The following is a 15,712-nucleotide window of genomic DNA, read 5'->3' on the forward strand; positions in this document are numbered from 1 at the left end:
CATGCCAGGCCCGGAATCAGGCCAGGCCGAACTCTGAGAACAGAAAGACTGAAACCATGACAAACCCCTTCGACAACGAAGACGGCGTCTTCCACGTGCTCGTCAACGACGAGCGTCAGCACTCCCTGTGGCCGGCGTTCGTCGAGGTCCCGGCCGGCTGGAACGTCGTGGTGTCGGACAGCACCCGGCAGACCTGCCTCGACTACATCGAGGAGAACTGGACCGACCTCCGGCCCGCCTCACTCGCCGCGACCGACGCGGCTTGACCCGCTTCCCTCATCGAACGCTCCGGCAGAGATAGGTGACCGCACATGCCGAACAACTTCCCCCCCGTCGTCAACTCGTGGAACGAGTGGGACACCCTCAGGGAAATGGTGGTCGGCTCCGCCGACAACGCCTGCTTCGAACCGGCTGAACCAGGCAGCCGGCCCGCGATACGCAACGCTCCCGACCAGCCGTTCCCGACGGGCCCGAAGTCCAAAGAGGCCATCGATCTGGCCAATGAGGAACTCACCGGTCTCGCCCGGCTCCTGGAATCCCAGGGCGTGACCGTACGCCGTCCCGAGACGCACGACTTCTCCGCCCCGGTCACCACCCCCGACTTCGAGGTCGAGAACCAGTACTGCGCCGTCTGCCCGCGCGACGTGATGATCACCATGGGCAACGAGATCATCGAGGCGACCATGTCGCGCCGCGCCCGCTACTTCGAGTACCAGCCCTACCGGAAGCTGGTCTACGAGTACTGGAACGCCGACCCGCGGGTGGGATGGACGACCGCCCCCAAGCCGTCGATGAAGGACGGCATGTACCGCGAGGACTTCTGGGAGTGGCCGCTGGAGGAGCGCCACGCGAAGATGCACTCGTTCGAGTTCTGCGTCAACCAGGACGAGGTGATCTTCGACGCCGCCGACATGAGCCGGCTGGGCCGCGACATCCTGGTCCAGGAGTCGATGACCACCAACCGCGCCGGCATCCACTGGCTCAAGCGCCACCTGGAACCCCGCGGCTTCCGCGTCCACCCCGTGCACTTCCCGCTGGACTTCTTCCCGTCCCACATCGACTGCACCTTCGTACCGCTGCGCCCCGGACTGATCCTCACCAACCCGGAACGGCCGCTGCGCGAGGGCGAGGAGAAGATGTTCCTCGACAACGACTGGCAACTGGTCGATGTGCCCCAGCCGGTCCTGAGCAACGACGAGATGCCGATGTACTGCCAGTCGTCGAAGTGGCTCTCGATGAACGTGCTGAGCATCTCGCCGACCAAGGTCATCTGCGAGGAGCAGGAGAAGCCCCTCCAGGACCTTCTCTCCTCGCACGGTTTCGAGGTCTTCCCGATTCCGTTCCGCAACGTCTTCGAGTACGGCGGCTCCCTCCACTGCGCCACGTGGGACATCCACCGTGACGGCGACAGGCAGGACTACTTCCCGTCCCTCCGGTACGAGCCGCTGATCTGACCGCTCGAACCGAACCGCTCGAATCGCTTTTCCGAAGCAGCGGAGACGGCCCCGGCCCCTGGCCGGGGCCGTCGGCGTGCAGTCCCCACGGATCGTCCCGGGAAACACGTATCCCCAGGCAAGAACGATTCTGCCTGGGGACACTCGGTGGGGCGGGTGGGACTCGAACCCACGGCCGACGGATTATGAGTCCGCTGCTCTAACCGGCTGAGCTACCGCCCCGTTTCGGCGTGGCGCGTACAAGTGTGCGCACCGTCTGCCGCAGCATAGCCGGTCATACGATCTCTCGCTTCGGTTGGCCGACTTCAGCTGATCTTGAGGACGTCGCTGCGTGCTGCCCGGTTGCAGGGATGATCGAGAAGACCCGAAAGAGTCATCCCGAGCCTCCGGCCAAGGCCCGGAGGGCGATGGGGCGCGCACGCGAAAGAGGACCCCGAAGGGTCCTCTCCCGTTCCGCTCCCCCGACTGGACTCGAACCAGTAACCCTCCGGTTAACAGCCGAATGCTCTGCCAATTGAGCTACAGGGGATCGCGCTCCCCCGACTGGACTCGAACCAGTAACCTGCCGGTTAACAGCCGGCTGCTCTGCCAATTGAGCTACAGGGGATTGCTGCGTCGCTTCGAAATCGTACCTGCCTGGCGGCTGCCGGGCGGCGCGTGTTCGCTGCGACACATACATTAGCGCAAGCAGGGGGGTGCTCCGCCAATCGGTATCGCCCGGGGTGATCTCGGGTGCTCGCGGGTAGGCGGGCTGCACACGTCGCACCAAGCGTAGGAAGGGTGGCAGCCATGCGGTACCGGCTCACGTTCATCGCCGGAGTGGCCCTCGGTTACGTGCTCGGCACGCGAGCCGGGCGCGAGCGTTACGAGCAGCTGAAGAAGTCGGCCCAGCGGTTCACGGAGAACCCCGCCGTGCGCAACGCCGCCGAGAGTGCCGCGCACAGCGGCCGGGACATCGCCGGCAAGGCGTACCACTCGGTCAGCGACAAGGTCGGGGACAAGGTGCCCGCCTCCGTCGCCGAGCGCGTCCGATCGCTGAAGGAGCGCAGCAGCCAGAACGGCGGCGCCGAGGACGACTGGGGGACGACCAACACCTGAGGGTGCGGGCAGAGGTCCGCGTCATGTGAGGCGGGGCCTGGCGTAGGCCTCGTCACGTGGGGCGGCTGTTACGGGAAAGTCCCGCGGTGCGGCAGAATCTGTGTATGGGCATAGTCGCGGGGCTGGACAGTTCTTCCGCCTTCACTCACATCGTCGTCTGCGACACGGACTCGGGCGCCGTGCTCCGGGAGGGGTACGCCGCCCACCCGGTCGAGGCCAGGGCCGCCGAGGTCGATCCGCAGGCCTGGCTGCTCTCCCTCGGTGAGGCGGCCTCCGGCGGGCTGCTCGAAGGTGTGCAGGCCATCGGTGTCTCCGCCCAGCAGCACGGGCTCGTCCCGCTGGACCGGCAGGGCAACCTCGTGCGTCCCGCGCTGCTCGGCAACGACCGGCGGGCGCAGGTGGCCGCGGCCGATCTGGTGGACGCGCTCGGGGGCCGGCAGGCCTGGGCCGAGGCGGTCGGGGCCGTACCGCAGGCCGCGCAGCCCGTGGCGAAGCTGCGGTGGCTGGCCCGGACCGAGCCGGAGAACGCCCAGCGGGTCGCGGCCGTGCTCCAGCCGCACGACTGGCTCGTGTGGCAGTTGCTCGGCCGGCCCGCCCGGCGGACCACGGATCGGGGCGCCGCGTCGGGGACCGGTTACTGGTCGGCCGGGTCCGCCGCCTACCGGCCCGACCTCGTCGAACTGGCCCTCGGTCACCAGGCCGCGCTGCCCGAGGTGCTCGGGCCCGCCGACTCCGCCGGGATGACGCCCGAGGGTCTCCTGATCTCCGCCGGGACCGGCGAGACCATGGCCGCGGCCTTCGGGCTCGGGGTCGCGGTGGGCGACGCGGTGGTGTCGCTCGGGGCCTCCGGGTCCGTGATGGCGGTGCACCACGAGGCGCTCGCCGATTCGAGCGGGATGATCACCTCGTTCGCCGACGCCACCGGGATGCACCTGCCGGTGGTGCACGTCTCCAACGCCGTACGCACGTTGCGCGGGACCGCCGAGATGCTCGGCGTGGAGGGGCTGGAGGAGCTCTCCGCCCTCGCACTGAAGTCGACGCCCGGCGCCTCCGGTCTGGTGCTGCTGCCGTACCTGGAAGGCGAGCGCACCCCGCAGCTCCCGCACACCGCCGGCACCCTCTGCGGGCTGCGGCGCGAGTCGATGAAGCCGGAGCACCTGGCGCGGGCCTCGTTCGAGGGGATGCTCTGCTCGCTGGCCGACGCGCTGGACGTGCTGCGCGGGCGGGGCGTGGAGGTGCGGCGGGTGTTCCTGCTGGGCGCCGCCGCCGAGCTGCCTGCCGTACAGGCACTGGCCCCGGCGGTGTTCGGCACGCAGGTCGTCGTGCCGCAGCCCGCCCAGTACGCGGCGCTCGGCGCGGCCCGGCAGGCGGCGTGGGCGCTCGGGGTCTCGCAGGGCAGCCTCGACCCGCACACTCCCCCGGCCTGGCAGGGCGCGGCCGCGCAGGTGCTGGAGCCGGGCGAGGAGCTGGCGGTCGGACGGGCGGTGCGCCAGCAGTACGGGGCGACCCGGGACCAGATCCACCCGGGCGCCTTCGGCGAGGGCCGTTAGCAGGCTCGGCCCGCCCCAGCCTTGACCGTAGTTTGGGGAAAAGGATTCGCCGCTGGAGTACGGCGTACGCGAAACTTGGTCGGCCTCTGCCCTTCGCCGACTCCGAGAGACACGCGTGCTCATAAAACTCCTGCGGGCCCACCTGGGCCCGTACAAGAAACCCATCGCGCTGCTGGTCCTCCTCCAGCTGCTCCAGACCTGCGCCACCCTGTACCTGCCCAGCCTCAACGCCGACATCATCGACAACGGTGTCGTGAAGGGTGATACCGGCTACATCCTGGAGTTCGGCGGCCTCATGATCGCCGTCAGCGTGCTCCAGGTGCTCTGCAACGTCGGGGCCGTCTACTACGGGGCCCGGACCGCGTCGGCGCTGGGGCGGGACGTGCGGGCGGCGGTCTTCGACCGGGTGCAGTCGTTCTCGGCCCGGGAGCTCGGGCGGTTCGGGGCGCCTTCGCTGATCACCCGGACCACCAATGACGTCCAGCAGGTCCAGATGCTGGTGCTGATGGCGTTCACGCTGATGGTGTCGGCGCCGATCATGTGTGTCGGCGGCATCATCATGGCCCTCGGCCAGGACGTGCAGCTGTCGGCGGTGCTGCTGGCGGTGGTGCCGGTGCTCGGGATCTCGGTGAGCATCATCGTGGCGAAGATGCGGCCGCTGTTCCGGACGATGCAGGAGCGGCTGGACACGGTGAACCGGGTGCTGCGCGAGCAGATCACCGGCAACCGGGTGATCCGGGCGTTCGTGCGCGACGGGTACGAGGAGGAGCGGTTCCGGGGGGCCAACACCGAGCTGACCGATGTGTCGGTGGCGACCGGACGGCTGATGGCGCTGATGTTCCCGACGGTGATGACGGTGGTCAACCTGTCGTCCGTCGCGGTGGTGTGGTTCGGCGCGCACCGCATCGACAGCGGCGGCATGCAGATCGGTGCGCTGACCGCGTTCCTCGCCTATCTGATGCAGATCGTGATGGCCGTGATGATGGCCACCTTCATGTTCATGATGGTGCCGCGCGCCGAGGTGTGCGCCGAGCGCATCGAGGAGGTGCTCGGTACGGAGTCGAGCGTCGTGCCGCCCGTCTCCGCCGTCACCGAGCTGCGCCGGCACGGCCATCTGGAGGTGCGGGGTGCGGAGTTCCGGTACCCGGGTGCCGAGGAGCCGGTGCTGCGGGCCGTGGATCTGGTGGCCCGGCCCGGTGAGACCACGGCGATCATCGGGTCGACCGGGAGCGGGAAGTCCACGCTGCTCGGTCTCGTACCCCGGCTGTTCGATGTGACGGAGGGAGAGGTGCTGGTCGACGGCGAGGACGTGCGGACGCTGGATCCGGTGCTGCTGGCGAAGACGGTGTCCCTGGTGCCGCAGAAGCCGTACCTCTTCTCGGGGACGGTCGCGACGAACCTGCGGTACGGGAATCCGGACGCCACCGACGAGGAGCTGTGGCACGCGCTGGAGGTGGCGCAGGCCAAGGGGTTCGTGGCGGGGCTTGAGCACGGGCTCGACGCGCCGATCGCGCAGGGCGGCACCAATGTGTCGGGCGGTCAGCGTCAGCGGCTCGCGATCGCGCGGACGCTGGTGCAGCGGCCGGAGATCTACCTCTTCGACGACTCGTTCTCGGCGCTGGACTACGCGACCGACGCCGCGCTGCGGGCCGCGCTGGCCCGCGAGACGGCCGGGGCGACCGTGGTGATCGTGGCGCAGCGGGTCTCCACCATCCGCGACGCCGACCGGATCCTGGTGCTGGACGAAGGCCGGGTCGTGGGCAGCGGAACCCATCACGAGCTGATGGACGGCAATGAAACGTACCGGGAGATCGTGCTCTCCCAGCTGACGGAAGCGGAGGCCGCGTAATGGCCGGTCCGGGCGGACGGATGATGGCCGGGGGCGCGCCCACCGAGCGGTCGATGGATTTCAAGGGGTCGAGCAAGCGGCTGCTGAGACGGTTCGGCCGGGAGAAGGCCTCACTCTGGCTGATGCTGGGCGCGGTGACGGTCAGCGTGGCGCTGTCGGTGGCCGGGCCGAAGATCCTCGGCAAGGCGACCGACCTGATCTTCGCCGGGGTGGTCGGCCGGCAGATGCAGGCGGGCACGACGAAGGCGGAGGCGATCGAGGGGCTGCGCGCGGAGGGCAGCGGGTCGATGGCCGACATGCTCACGGGCGTGGACTTCACCCCGGGGCAGGGCATCGACTTCGGTGCGGTGGGCGGTGTCCTGCTGGCGGTGCTGGTGGTCTACGTCGCGGCCGGGCTGCTGATGCTGGTCTCGACGCGGCTGTCGATCCGGGTGATCAACCGGATCGTCTTCCGGCTGCGTGAGGACCTCCAGACGAAGCTGGCGCGGCTGCCGCTGTCGTACTTCGACCGGGCCAAGCGCGGTGAGGTGCTCAGCCGGGCGACCAACGACATCGACAACATCTCGCAGACGCTCCAGCAGACGATGGGCCAGCTCATCAACTCCCTGCTGACCATCGTCGGCGTACTGATCATGATGGTCTGGATCTCGCCGCTGCTGGCGCTGGTCGCGCTGGTGACGATCCCGTTGTCGGTGGTCGTGGCGACGCAGGTCGGCAAGCGGTCGCAGCCGCAGTTCGTGCAGCAGTGGCGGGTGACGGGGAAGCTCAACGCCCATATCGAGGAGATGTACACCGGCCACACCCTGGTGAAGGTGTTCGGTCGGCAGGAGGAGTCGGCACGGGACTTCGCCGAGCAGAACGACGCGCTGTACGAGGCCGGGTTCAAGGCGCAGTTCGCCAGCGGGATCATGCAGCCGCTGATGATGTTCATCTCGAACCTGAACTATGTGCTGGTGGCCGTCGTCGGTGGTCTGCGGGTCGCGTCGGGCACGCTGTCGATCGGTGACGTGCAGGCGTTCATCCAGTATTCGCGGCAGTTCTCGATGCCGCTGACACAGGTCGCCTCGATGGCCAACCTGGTGCAGTCCGGCATCGCGTCGGCCGAGCGGATCTTCGAGCTGCTGGACGCGGAGGAGCAGGACGCGGACCCGGAGCACGGGGAGCTTCCGAAGGAGCTGACGGGTCGGGTCTCGCTGGAGAAGGTGTCCTTCCGCTACGAGGCGGACAAGCCGCTCATCGAGGAGCTGTCGCTGAACGTGGAGCCGGGGCAGACGGTCGCGATCGTCGGTCCGACGGGCGCGGGCAAGACCACGCTGGTCAACCTGCTGATGCGGTTCTACGAGGTGACCGGCGGGCGGATCGCGCTCGACGGGGTCGATGTGGCGACGGTGTCCCGGGACGATCTGCGGTCGCGGATCGGCATGGTGCTCCAGGACACCTGGCTGTTCGGCGGTTCGATAGCGGAGAACATCGCGTACGGCGCTGCGCGCGCGGTCAGCCGGGAAGAGATCGAGGAGGCGGCCCGGGCTGCGCACGCCGATCGCTTCATCCGGACGCTGCCCGACGGGTACGACTCGGTGATCGACGACGAGGGTTCCGGGGTCAGCGCGGGCGAGAAGCAGCTGATCACCATCGCGCGGGCGTTCCTCTCCGACCCGGTCATCCTGGTCCTGGACGAGGCGACCAGCTCGGTGGACACCCGGACCGAGGTGCTGATCCAGAAGGCGATGGCACGGCTGGCCCATGGGCGTACGTCGTTCGTGATCGCGCACCGGCTCTCCACGATCCGGGACGCGGACGTGATCCTGGTGATGGAGAGCGGGTCGATCGTGGAACAGGGCACGCACGAGGAGCTGTTGGCGGCCGGCGGTGCGTATGCGCGGCTGTACGCGGCGCAGTTCGCACAGGCGCTGGCCGAGGTGGACTGAAGCCGGGGTGCCTGGCCGGGATCAGTCGAGGTAGCCGCGGAGTTGGTCGGCGAAGGCGTGGTCCCGCAGCCTGCTGAGGGTCTTGGACTCGATCTGGCGGATGCGCTCGCGCGTCACGCCGAAGATCCGTCCTATCTCCTCCAGGGTGCGGGGCCGCCCGTCGTCCAGGCCGTACCGCAGTTGCACGACCTTGCGTTCGCGCTCGCCGAGGGTGGAGAGGACCGCTTCCAGGTGCTCGCGCAGCAGAAGGAAGGCGGCGGACTCCACGGGTGAGGCGGCGTCGCCGTCCTCGATGAGGTCGCCGAAGGAGACGTCGTCCTCCTCGCCGACGGGCGCGTGCAGGGAGACCGGCTCCTGGGCCAGGCGCAGCACTTCGGTGACCCGCTCCGGGGTCAGGTCGAGCTGGCCGGCGACCTCTTCGGCGGTCGGCTCGTATCCGCGCTCCTGGAGCATCCGGCGCTGGACCCGGACCACGCGGTTGATCAGCTCCACGACATGGACGGGGACGCGGATGGTACGGGCCTGGTCGGCCAGCGCGCGGGACATGGCCTGGCGGATCCACCAGGTCGCGTACGTGGAGAACTTGTAGCCCCGGGCGTAGTCGAACTTCTCCACCGCCCGGATCAGCCCGAGGTTCCCCTCCTGGACCAGGTCGAGCATGGTCAGCCCGCGCCCCACGTACCGCTTGGCGACGGAGACGACCAGGCGGAGGTTGGCCTCGATGAGCCGGCGCTTGGCGGTGCGGCCCATGACGACGAGCCGGTCCAGGTCGCCGGCGAGCCGGGAGTCCAGGTCCGGGTGGCCGGCGAGGCGCTCCTCCGCGAAGAGCCCTGCCTCCACGCGCCGGGCCAGCTCGACCTCCTCGGCGGCGGTGAGCAGCGGGATGCGGCCGATCTCGCGCAGGTACTGCCGGAAGAGGTCGGAGGTGGGCCCGCCGCTGTCCGCCCGGTTCCGCGCCTCACGGGGCTCGGGGGCGTGCTCCGCTTCCTCCATGAGGGCCTCGGGTGCGCTCGCTCGCGGGTGGGCCGCGGTCTCCGGGTGGTGGACGGCCCGGTTCTGCGCGGGAATCGCCGACATGTGCTCGGTCGTGGTGGTCACGGTCCGGGTCCGCACGGGGGCGACCTCCCAGTGATCGCTGCCGGATGACGCTGGGAGCCCCAGTGTGAGGCACGGCACAGGGTTGCCACGAGGGGCGTGCGGGGACTTTCTGATTCCGGTCGGTCACCGGCCGGTTACCGGTCACGAGGGGCCCGGTGTGCGCTCAGAGCGCGTCGGCGCCTCGTGCCCGCAGGGACTGCGCGTACTGCTGGAGGACCCAGACCTCGTTCTGCGCGGCCGCCAGATCGTCGGGGGCCACATGGTTGCCGAGGCGGGCGAGGCTGCTCTGGACGTCGTTGATCCGGCGGTCGACGGCGCGAAGGCGGACGTGGACGAGCTGCATGCCCGCGTACGTCTCGTCGATCGTCCTGCCCATGAAGACCTCGACGGCCAGCTCGGTGACGAGGCTGCGCACGGTGTTGTTGGGGGCCGCGTCCATGACGGCGACCAGATACTCGCGGTTGTCGCCGAGGCCGCGTTCGGCGCCGCCCGCCTCCTCGATGCACTGGCGCACCGCCGCGTAGGGCGGGGCGGTGAACTCGTCCGCGCCGTACGCGTCGAAGGCCGGGGAGACCAGGGCGGGCTTCTGGAGGGCGAGCTTGAGCAGCTCGCGCTCGGTGCGGTGGGCGGGGCTGCGGAGGTTGAGCGCGGGGCCGGAGGGGGCGGCGGGGGCCTGGATGGTCTGGGCGGGCTGCTGCGGTGCGCCGCCCCGCCGGTCCTGGGGGCCGCGGCCGCCCTTCTCCCCGCGGTCGCGGGCCCAGCGGGCGAGCTGGGCGACGCGGTGGACGACGAACTCCTGGTCGAGGATGCCGACGAGCCCGGCGAGCTGGACCGCCACCTCCCGCTGCACGCTGCTGGTCTTGATCTTGGCGACGACGGTGGCCGCCTCGTCGAGCGCGGCAGCCCGGCCCGCCGGGGTCTCCAGGTCGTACCGGCCGACGATCTGCCGCAGCGCGAACTCGAAGAGCGGGGTGCGCGGCTCGACCAGGTCGCGTACGGCGTCGTCGCCCTTGGCCAGCCGCAGGTCGCACGGGTCCATGCCGTCCGGGGCGATGGCGATGTAGGTCTCGGCGGCGAACTTCTGGTCGTCCTCGAAGGCGCGCAGCGCGGCCTTCTGACCGGCCGAGTCGCCGTCGAAGGTGAAGATCACGCGGGCGCTGCCGTTGTCCATGAGGAGGCGGCGCAGGATCTTGATGTGGTCGTTGCCGAAGGCGGTGCCACAGGTGGCGATGGCGGTGGTGACCCCGGCGAGGTGGCAGGCCATGACGTCGGTGTAGCCCTCGACGACGACGGCCCGGCTGGCCTTGGCGATGTCCTTCTTGGCCAGGTCGATGCCGTACAGCACCTGGGACTTCTTGTAGATCGGGGTCTCGGGGGTGTTCAGGTACTTCGGGCCGTTGTCGTCGTCGCGGAGCTTGCGGGCGCCGAAGCCGACGATCTCGCCGGCGGTGTCGCTGATCGGCCACATCAGCCGGCCGCGGAAGCGGTCGATGGGGCCGCGGCGGCCGTCCTGGGAGAGGCCGGAGGTGATCAGCTCCTTGTCGCTGAAGCCCTTGCCGCGCAGATAGCGGGTGAGGTGGTCCCAGCCGGCCGGGCTGTAGCCGACGCGGAAGTGGGTCGCGGCGTCCTGGTCGAAGCCGCGCTCGGCGAGGAACTTCCGGCCGATCTCGGCCTCGGGGCTCTCCAGCGCGCGGACGTAGAAGTCGGCGGCGGCCTGGTGGGCCTCGATCAGCCGGATGCGTTCGCCGCGCTGGTGGGAGGGGTTGTAGCCGCCCTCCTCGTACCGCAGGGTGATGCCCGCCTTGGCGGCGAGGCGTTCGACCGTCTCGGAGAAGGAGAGGTGGTCGATCTTCATCACGAACGCGATGGTGTCGCCGCCCTCCTGGCAGCCGAAGCAGTGGAACAGTCCCTTGCCGGGACTGACCTGGAAGGAGGGGGACTTCTCGTCGTGGAAGGGGCAGAGTCCCTTGAGGTTTCCGCCGCCCGCGCTGCGCAGCTGGAGGTATTCGGACACGACGGAGTCGATCGGGACCGCGTCCCGTACCGCCTTCACGTCGTCATCGTTGATCCTGCCGGCCACGGATGAAGTCTACGGGTGAGGTCGGACAACCTGACGCCCGCCGGGTCCCCGTCCGCCGCCCCGTACGCGGGTCAGGCCGTACGGCGAGCGGCCCAGACGGTGCGTTCCGTACGTACGGTGAGGTCGTCGCGGCCCAGGAGCGAGCCGGGGCCCTCGGTGTCGAGCAGCCGGTCCAGCGCGGCCAGGTCCTCGGGCGCGAGCGTCCCGGCCACGCTGTGGCGCAGGCGGCGGAGGCTGCCGAGCGCGTAGGCGCCGACCGCCTCGCTGCGGGCGCCGCGGAGGTCCACGGTGATGACCCGCTCGTCCTCGACCGTGAATCCGGCCCCGGTCAGCTTCGGGCCCCAGTCGGCGCCGCGGTGGGGCACGTGTTCGGCGTGGAAGCGGTCGCTCGCCTCGTGGCAGCGCTCCTCCAGGCCGGGCCGGTCCTCGGGGGCGTCGGCGGGCAGGAAGCGGGGAAAGCCGGAGAGCTCCACCACGGCGAACAGTCCGCCGGGGGCGAGCAGGTCGTGGACGGCACGCAGGGCCCGGTCCGGGTCGGCCATGTGGTGCATCGAGGCCGACGCCCACACCAGGTCCGGCGTGCCGAGGTCGGGCCAGCCGGCGGCGTCGAGGTCGGCCTGCACGGTCCGCACGCGCCCTTCCGCGCCCTGGGCGCACGCCTTCTCGCGGAGGCGCTGGAGGTGCGCGGCCGAGGTGTCGACGGCGGTGACGTGCGCCTCCGGGAAGCGGTCGAGGAGCGCGAAGGTGCCCGTTCCCGTGCCGGAGCCCAGGTCGACGATCCGGCGGGGCGGCGCCTGGACGGGGAGCCATCCGGTGAGGGCGGTGAGGTGGTCGGCGAGGACCTGGGCGTCGAGGTCGAGGATCTCGGCTTCGCCGTGGTGGTCGTGGGTGTGGGGGTGGGTGTGGGTCATGGACCTCACGCTAGGGCGGCCATGCCCATAAGGCACGTACTCTCCCGATACAGGCAAGAAGGTCGTCGGAGACGATGCCGGGCGCGCAAGCGGAGTACGTGACCCGCAGGCCGTTCACGTCGTGTGCGGCAGGTCCGGTGCGCAGTCGTTCCGGGCGCTCCGGCTCTCGCGCAGGTGACCGCGGCGGGCGTCGCGGTCGAAGATACCGAGGATCTCGCACGGGCCGCCCTCGGCGCCGATCGCGTGCGGCAGCATCGTCGGGAACTCGGCGGCCTGGTTGGTCTCCACCCGGAAGCGGCGGTGGCCCAGCATGAGGACCGCCGTGCCGGAGAGGACGACCAGCCACTCCCGGCCGGGGTGCGCGCGCATCCGGGCCGGGTTGTCCGGCGGCGGCTCGGTCATCCGCTGCCGTACGACGGTCATACCGGGGTCGCCTTTGACGGCCCAGCGCATCAGCCCGTGGGCGCCGTCGATCATCGGGCTGGTGATGACGTCGTCCGAGGCGGTCTCCACCAGCTGATCGAGGGTGGTGTCCAGGGCGCGGGCGAGTGTGACGAGCTGGTCCAGGGCGAGGCGGCGCTGCCCGTTCTCGATGCGGCTGAGCGAGGACTGGCTGAGGTTGGCCCGGCCGGCCAGCTCCTCCAGCGACCAGCCCTGCGCCACCCGCAGAGCCCGGATGCGTTTGCGTACGAGGCTGTCCAGCTCGTCATTGTTTTGCTCCATGCGCAACATCGTATGCCCCTGATGCAAACCACGCCTAGCGTCGTGGGGCGGGTCCGGAACAGCCGGGCCCCGTACGACGTGAGGGGCACTCATGAGAACGCGTCCGCCCGCACCGCCCGGAGCCGGTTCCGGACCCGAGGCCGCCGGGCCGAACCCATCCGGACCGCCCGGCCCGCCCGGACCCCGTCAGCTCCGGATGATCCTGATCGCCGTCTCGGTCGCGCTGATGGCGGTCATCGCCTCGGTGTCCGGGCTGAACGTGGCCCAGACCGACCTGGCCGTCGAGTTCGGCGCCTCCCAGTCCACGGTCCTGTGGATCATCAACATCTACACCCTCGCCCTGGCCGCGCTCCTGCTGCCGCTGGGCGCGATCGGCGACCGGATCGGCCGGAAGCCGATGCTGATCGCGGGCCTGGTCGTGTTCGGCGTCGCGAGCGTGCTGGCGGGGCTGGCGCCGACGGCCGGAATCATGCTCGCCGCCCGCGTCCTCAGCGGCGTCGGAGCGGCGATGATCATGCCGATCACCCTGGCCGTGATCACCTCCACCTTCCCCGAGGAGGAGCGCGGAAAGGCGATCGGCGTCTGGACCGGGGTCGCCGGGGGCGGTGGCGTCATCGGGATGTTCCTCTCCGCGCTGCTCGTCGACGTGGCGAACTGGCGGTGGCTGTTCCTCCTGCCGGTCGCTCTCGTCGGGGTGGCGCTCGCCATGACGCTGCGCTCGGTCCCCGACTCCCGGGAGCACGCCGGGCACTCCTTCGACACCGTTACCGCGCTGACCTCGGTCGTCGCGGTGACCGGCCTCATCTTCGCCCTCCAGGAAGGCCCGGAGAAGGGCTGGGGCGCCCCCGTCACCCTCTCCGCCCTCGCCGTCGGCATCCTCGCCGCCACCGCCTTCGTCGCCCGGGAGCTGCGCCGCCGGGAGGCCGCGCTGCTGGACGTACGGCTCTTCCGGGAGCGGCGGCTGGCGAGCGGTTCGCTCACGCTGCTGGTGGTCTTCGGTGTCCAGGCGGGGATCGCCGTGGTCCTCTTCCCGTTCCTCCAGGCGGTGCTGGGCTGGTCCGGGCTGCTGTCCACCCTCGCGCTGATGCCGATGGCGGTCCTGATGATGCTGACGTCCGGGCTCGCCCCGCGGCTGGCGGCGCGGGTCGGGGCCCGTACGACGATGGCGACGGGGATCGCGCTGGGCGGCGCCGGACTCGCGCTCATGGCCCTGTTCGTCTCGGTGGGCGGCGGCTACCTGTCGATCCTGCCCGGCATGCTCGCGATGGGCCTCGGCATGGGTCTGGCGATGACCCCGTCCACCGAGGCCATCACCGCGTCCCTGCCGCGCGAGCGCCAGGGCGTGGCGTCCGCGCTCAACGACGTCACCCGCGAGTTCGGCACCGCGCTCGGGGTCGCCCTGCTCGGTGCGCTGCTGTCGGCCGGCTACCGGAGCGCCGTGGACGACCGGCTGGGCGGCATCCCCCGGGACGCGGCGGACTCCGCGCGGGAGGGCGTCGCCAACGCGGTCGAGGCGGCCGGCGGTGCGGGCCCGCACCGGGAGGCGCTCCTGGACGCCGCCCAGCGGTCGTTCGTGGACGGCTGGCAGCAGGCCATGTGGGCGGGGGTCGCCGTGATGGCCGCCCTGCTCCTCCTCGTACTCCTGCGGGGGCCGAAGAGCCCGGCCCCGGGGGCGGTGGCCGACGCCCCCGCCCCTCGGGCCGACGCCCCCGCCCTTCAGGAGGCCGTCAGAGCAGGGAGGACAGCTCCACCGACGGGTCGGCCAGCGCCTCCGGGTCATGCTGCTGACCTGCCCGGATCAGCTCCTGGATCGTCTCCGTCACGTCCCACACGTTGACGTTCATCCCGGCCAGGACGCGGCGGTCCTTGAGCCAGAACGCGATGAACTCCCGCTTCCCCGCGTCGCCCCGGATGATCACCTCGTCGTAGCTGCCGGGCGGCGCCCAGCCGGAGTACTCCAGGCCCAGGTCGTACTGGTCGGAGAAGAAGTACGGCACCCGGTCGTACGTCACGTCCTGGCCGAGCATCGCGCGGGCGGCGGCCGGTCCGCTGTTGAGGGCGTTGGCCCAGTGCTCGACGCGGAGGCGGATGCCGAGCAGCGGGTGGGCGACGGCGGCGACGTCACCGGCGGCGTAGATGTGCGGGTCGGAGGTGCGCAGCGAGGCGTCCACGGCGATGCCGCCGCCGTGCGCCCGCTCGGCCATCTCCAGACCGGCGGCCTCGGCCAGGGCCGAGCGCGGGGCGGCGCCGATCGCGGCGAGCACGTCGTGGGCCGGGTGCTCCTCGCCGTCGTCGGTACGGGCGGCCAGCACCATGCCGTCCTGGCCGGTGATCTCGGTGAGGCGGGCGCCGAAGTGGAAGCGGACGCCGTGCGAGCTGTGCAGTTCGGTGAAGATCTGGCCCAGCTCGGGGCCGACGACCTGGTGCAGCGGGGTGGCCTCCGACTCGACGACGGTGACCTCGGCCCCGTACCCCCGGGCGGCTGCGGCGACCTCCAGGCCGATCCAGCCGCCGCCGGCGATCACCAGGTGGCCGTTGTCGCGGCCGAGAGCGGCGAGCACGTTGCGCAGCCGGTCGGCGTGGGCGAGGCGGCGCAGGTGGTGGACGCCCGCCAGGTCGGTGCCGGGGACGTCGAGGCGGCGCGGTTCGGAGCCGGTGGCGAGCAGCAGCTTGTCGTAGTGGATGACGGTGTTGTCGCCGAGCTGCACCGTCTTCGCGTGCCGGTCGAGGGCGGTGACGGGCTGGCCGAGGTGCAGCTCGATGTCGGCGCCCGCGTACCAGGGGCGCTCGTGGACGAAGACGCTGTCGCGTTCCTCCTTGCCGCCGAGGTAGCCCTTGGAGAGCGGTGGCCGCTCGTAGGGGTGGTCGCGCTCGTCCCCGATGAGGATCACCCGGCCGGTGAACCCTTCCGCGCGGAGCGTTTCGGCCGCCTTCGCCCCTGCGAGTCCCGCTCCGACGATGACGAATGTCCTGTGTGCGTCGACCACTTGATGCCTCCTCAGTACTGTGCTGCGCGGCGCC

General features: G+C 70.7%; 12 protein-coding genes and 3 tRNA genes. 7 read left to right on the forward strand and 8 right to left on the reverse strand.

Annotated elements, in window-relative coordinates; all coding sequences use genetic code 11:
• Window positions 1–56 precede the first annotated feature (56 nt).
• Together ACIRR8_RS01250 and ACIRR8_RS01255 are read left to right on the forward strand one after the other, a co-directional pair.
• Entirely contained in the window at window positions 57–266 is a 210-nt protein-coding gene (locus ACIRR8_RS01250; RefSeq protein ID WP_326706015.1) for an MbtH family protein, read from the forward strand.
• A 45-nt stretch (window positions 267–311) separates the two neighbouring features.
• The gene (locus ACIRR8_RS01255) at window positions 312–1,454 is read left to right on the forward strand and encodes a glycine amidinotransferase (protein ID WP_326706014.1); all 1,143 of its coding nucleotides are present in this window, start codon (window positions 312–314) and stop codon (window positions 1,452–1,454) included.
• 148 nt (window positions 1,455–1,602) lie between these two features.
• Here ACIRR8_RS01255 and ACIRR8_RS01260 read toward each other — a convergent pair.
• The 3 genes from ACIRR8_RS01260 to ACIRR8_RS01270 form a co-directional block, all read right to left on the reverse strand.
• A tRNA-Ile gene (locus ACIRR8_RS01260) sits at window positions 1,603–1,676 on the reverse strand.
• Between the two features lie 234 nt (window positions 1,677–1,910).
• A tRNA-Asn gene (locus tag ACIRR8_RS01265) sits at window positions 1,911–1,983 on the reverse strand.
• A 5-nt stretch (window positions 1,984–1,988) separates the two neighbouring features.
• Window positions 1,989–2,061: transfer RNA gene (locus ACIRR8_RS01270), tRNA-Asn, on the reverse strand.
• Between the two features lie 182 nt (window positions 2,062–2,243).
• Between ACIRR8_RS01270 and ACIRR8_RS01275 the strand changes: the two genes are divergently transcribed.
• From ACIRR8_RS01275 to ACIRR8_RS01290, 4 genes are all read left to right on the forward strand, one after another.
• Entirely contained in the window at window positions 2,244–2,552 is a 309-nt protein-coding gene (locus tag ACIRR8_RS01275) for a YtxH domain-containing protein (RefSeq protein ID WP_404058673.1), read from the forward strand.
• A 104-nt stretch (window positions 2,553–2,656) separates the two neighbouring features.
• Window positions 2,657–4,102 (forward strand): FGGY family carbohydrate kinase, encoded by a 1,446-nt coding sequence (locus ACIRR8_RS01280; RefSeq protein ID WP_404057669.1) that lies wholly within the window; start codon window positions 2,657–2,659, stop codon window positions 4,100–4,102.
• 115 nt (window positions 4,103–4,217) lie between these two features.
• On the forward strand, window positions 4,218–5,951 hold the full coding sequence (locus ACIRR8_RS01285; protein ID WP_404057671.1) for an ABC transporter ATP-binding protein: 1,734 nt from the start codon (window positions 4,218–4,220) through the stop codon (window positions 5,949–5,951).
• Complete coding sequence (locus ACIRR8_RS01290; protein ID WP_404057673.1) at window positions 5,951–7,879, forward strand: ABC transporter ATP-binding protein; 1,929 nt, start codon at window positions 5,951–5,953, stop codon at window positions 7,877–7,879. Before ACIRR8_RS01285 ends, ACIRR8_RS01290 begins: the two co-directional genes overlap by 1 nt.
• A 21-nt stretch (window positions 7,880–7,900) precedes the next feature.
• Here the strand turns inward: ACIRR8_RS01290 and ACIRR8_RS01295 are convergent, their stop codons facing one another.
• From ACIRR8_RS01295 to ACIRR8_RS01310, 4 genes are all read right to left on the reverse strand, one after another.
• A complete protein-coding gene (locus ACIRR8_RS01295; RefSeq protein WP_404057675.1) occupies window positions 7,901–8,992 on the reverse strand; it encodes an RNA polymerase sigma factor in 1,092 nt (363 codons plus the stop codon).
• A gap of 148 nt (window positions 8,993–9,140) precedes the next feature.
• Window positions 9,141–11,057 carry a DNA primase gene (gene dnaG, locus ACIRR8_RS01300; protein ID WP_404057677.1) on the reverse strand — a complete coding sequence of 639 codons (1,917 nt, stop codon included), beginning with the start codon at window positions 11,055–11,057 and terminating at the stop codon, window positions 9,141–9,143.
• Between the two features lie 71 nt (window positions 11,058–11,128).
• Window positions 11,129–11,968: a class I SAM-dependent methyltransferase gene (locus ACIRR8_RS01305; protein ID WP_404057679.1), complete on the reverse strand. Its 840-nt coding sequence runs from the start codon at window positions 11,966–11,968 to the stop codon at window positions 11,129–11,131.
• A 114-nt stretch (window positions 11,969–12,082) separates the two neighbouring features.
• A complete protein-coding gene (locus ACIRR8_RS01310; RefSeq protein ID WP_404057681.1) occupies window positions 12,083–12,691 on the reverse strand; it encodes a helix-turn-helix domain-containing protein in 609 nt (202 codons plus the stop codon).
• Between the two features lie 91 nt (window positions 12,692–12,782).
• On the opposite strand from ACIRR8_RS01310, the gene ACIRR8_RS01315 reads away from it, so the two are divergent.
• On the forward strand, window positions 12,783–14,528 hold the full coding sequence (locus ACIRR8_RS01315) for an MFS transporter (protein ID WP_404057683.1): 1,746 nt from the start codon (window positions 12,783–12,785) through the stop codon (window positions 14,526–14,528).
• Here the strand turns inward: ACIRR8_RS01315 and ACIRR8_RS01320 are convergent.
• The gene (locus tag ACIRR8_RS01320) at window positions 14,419–15,678 is read right to left on the reverse strand and encodes an NAD(P)/FAD-dependent oxidoreductase (RefSeq protein ID WP_404057685.1); all 1,260 of its coding nucleotides are present in this window, start codon (window positions 15,676–15,678) and stop codon (window positions 14,419–14,421) included. The two genes, ACIRR8_RS01315 and ACIRR8_RS01320, sit on opposite strands and share 110 nt — an antisense overlap.
• Window positions 15,679–15,712: the final 34 nt, after the last annotated feature.

The organism is Streptomyces sp. NPDC101178, assembly GCF_044767965.1.
Lineage (GTDB): Bacteria > Actinomycetota > Actinomycetes > Streptomycetales > Streptomycetaceae > Streptomyces.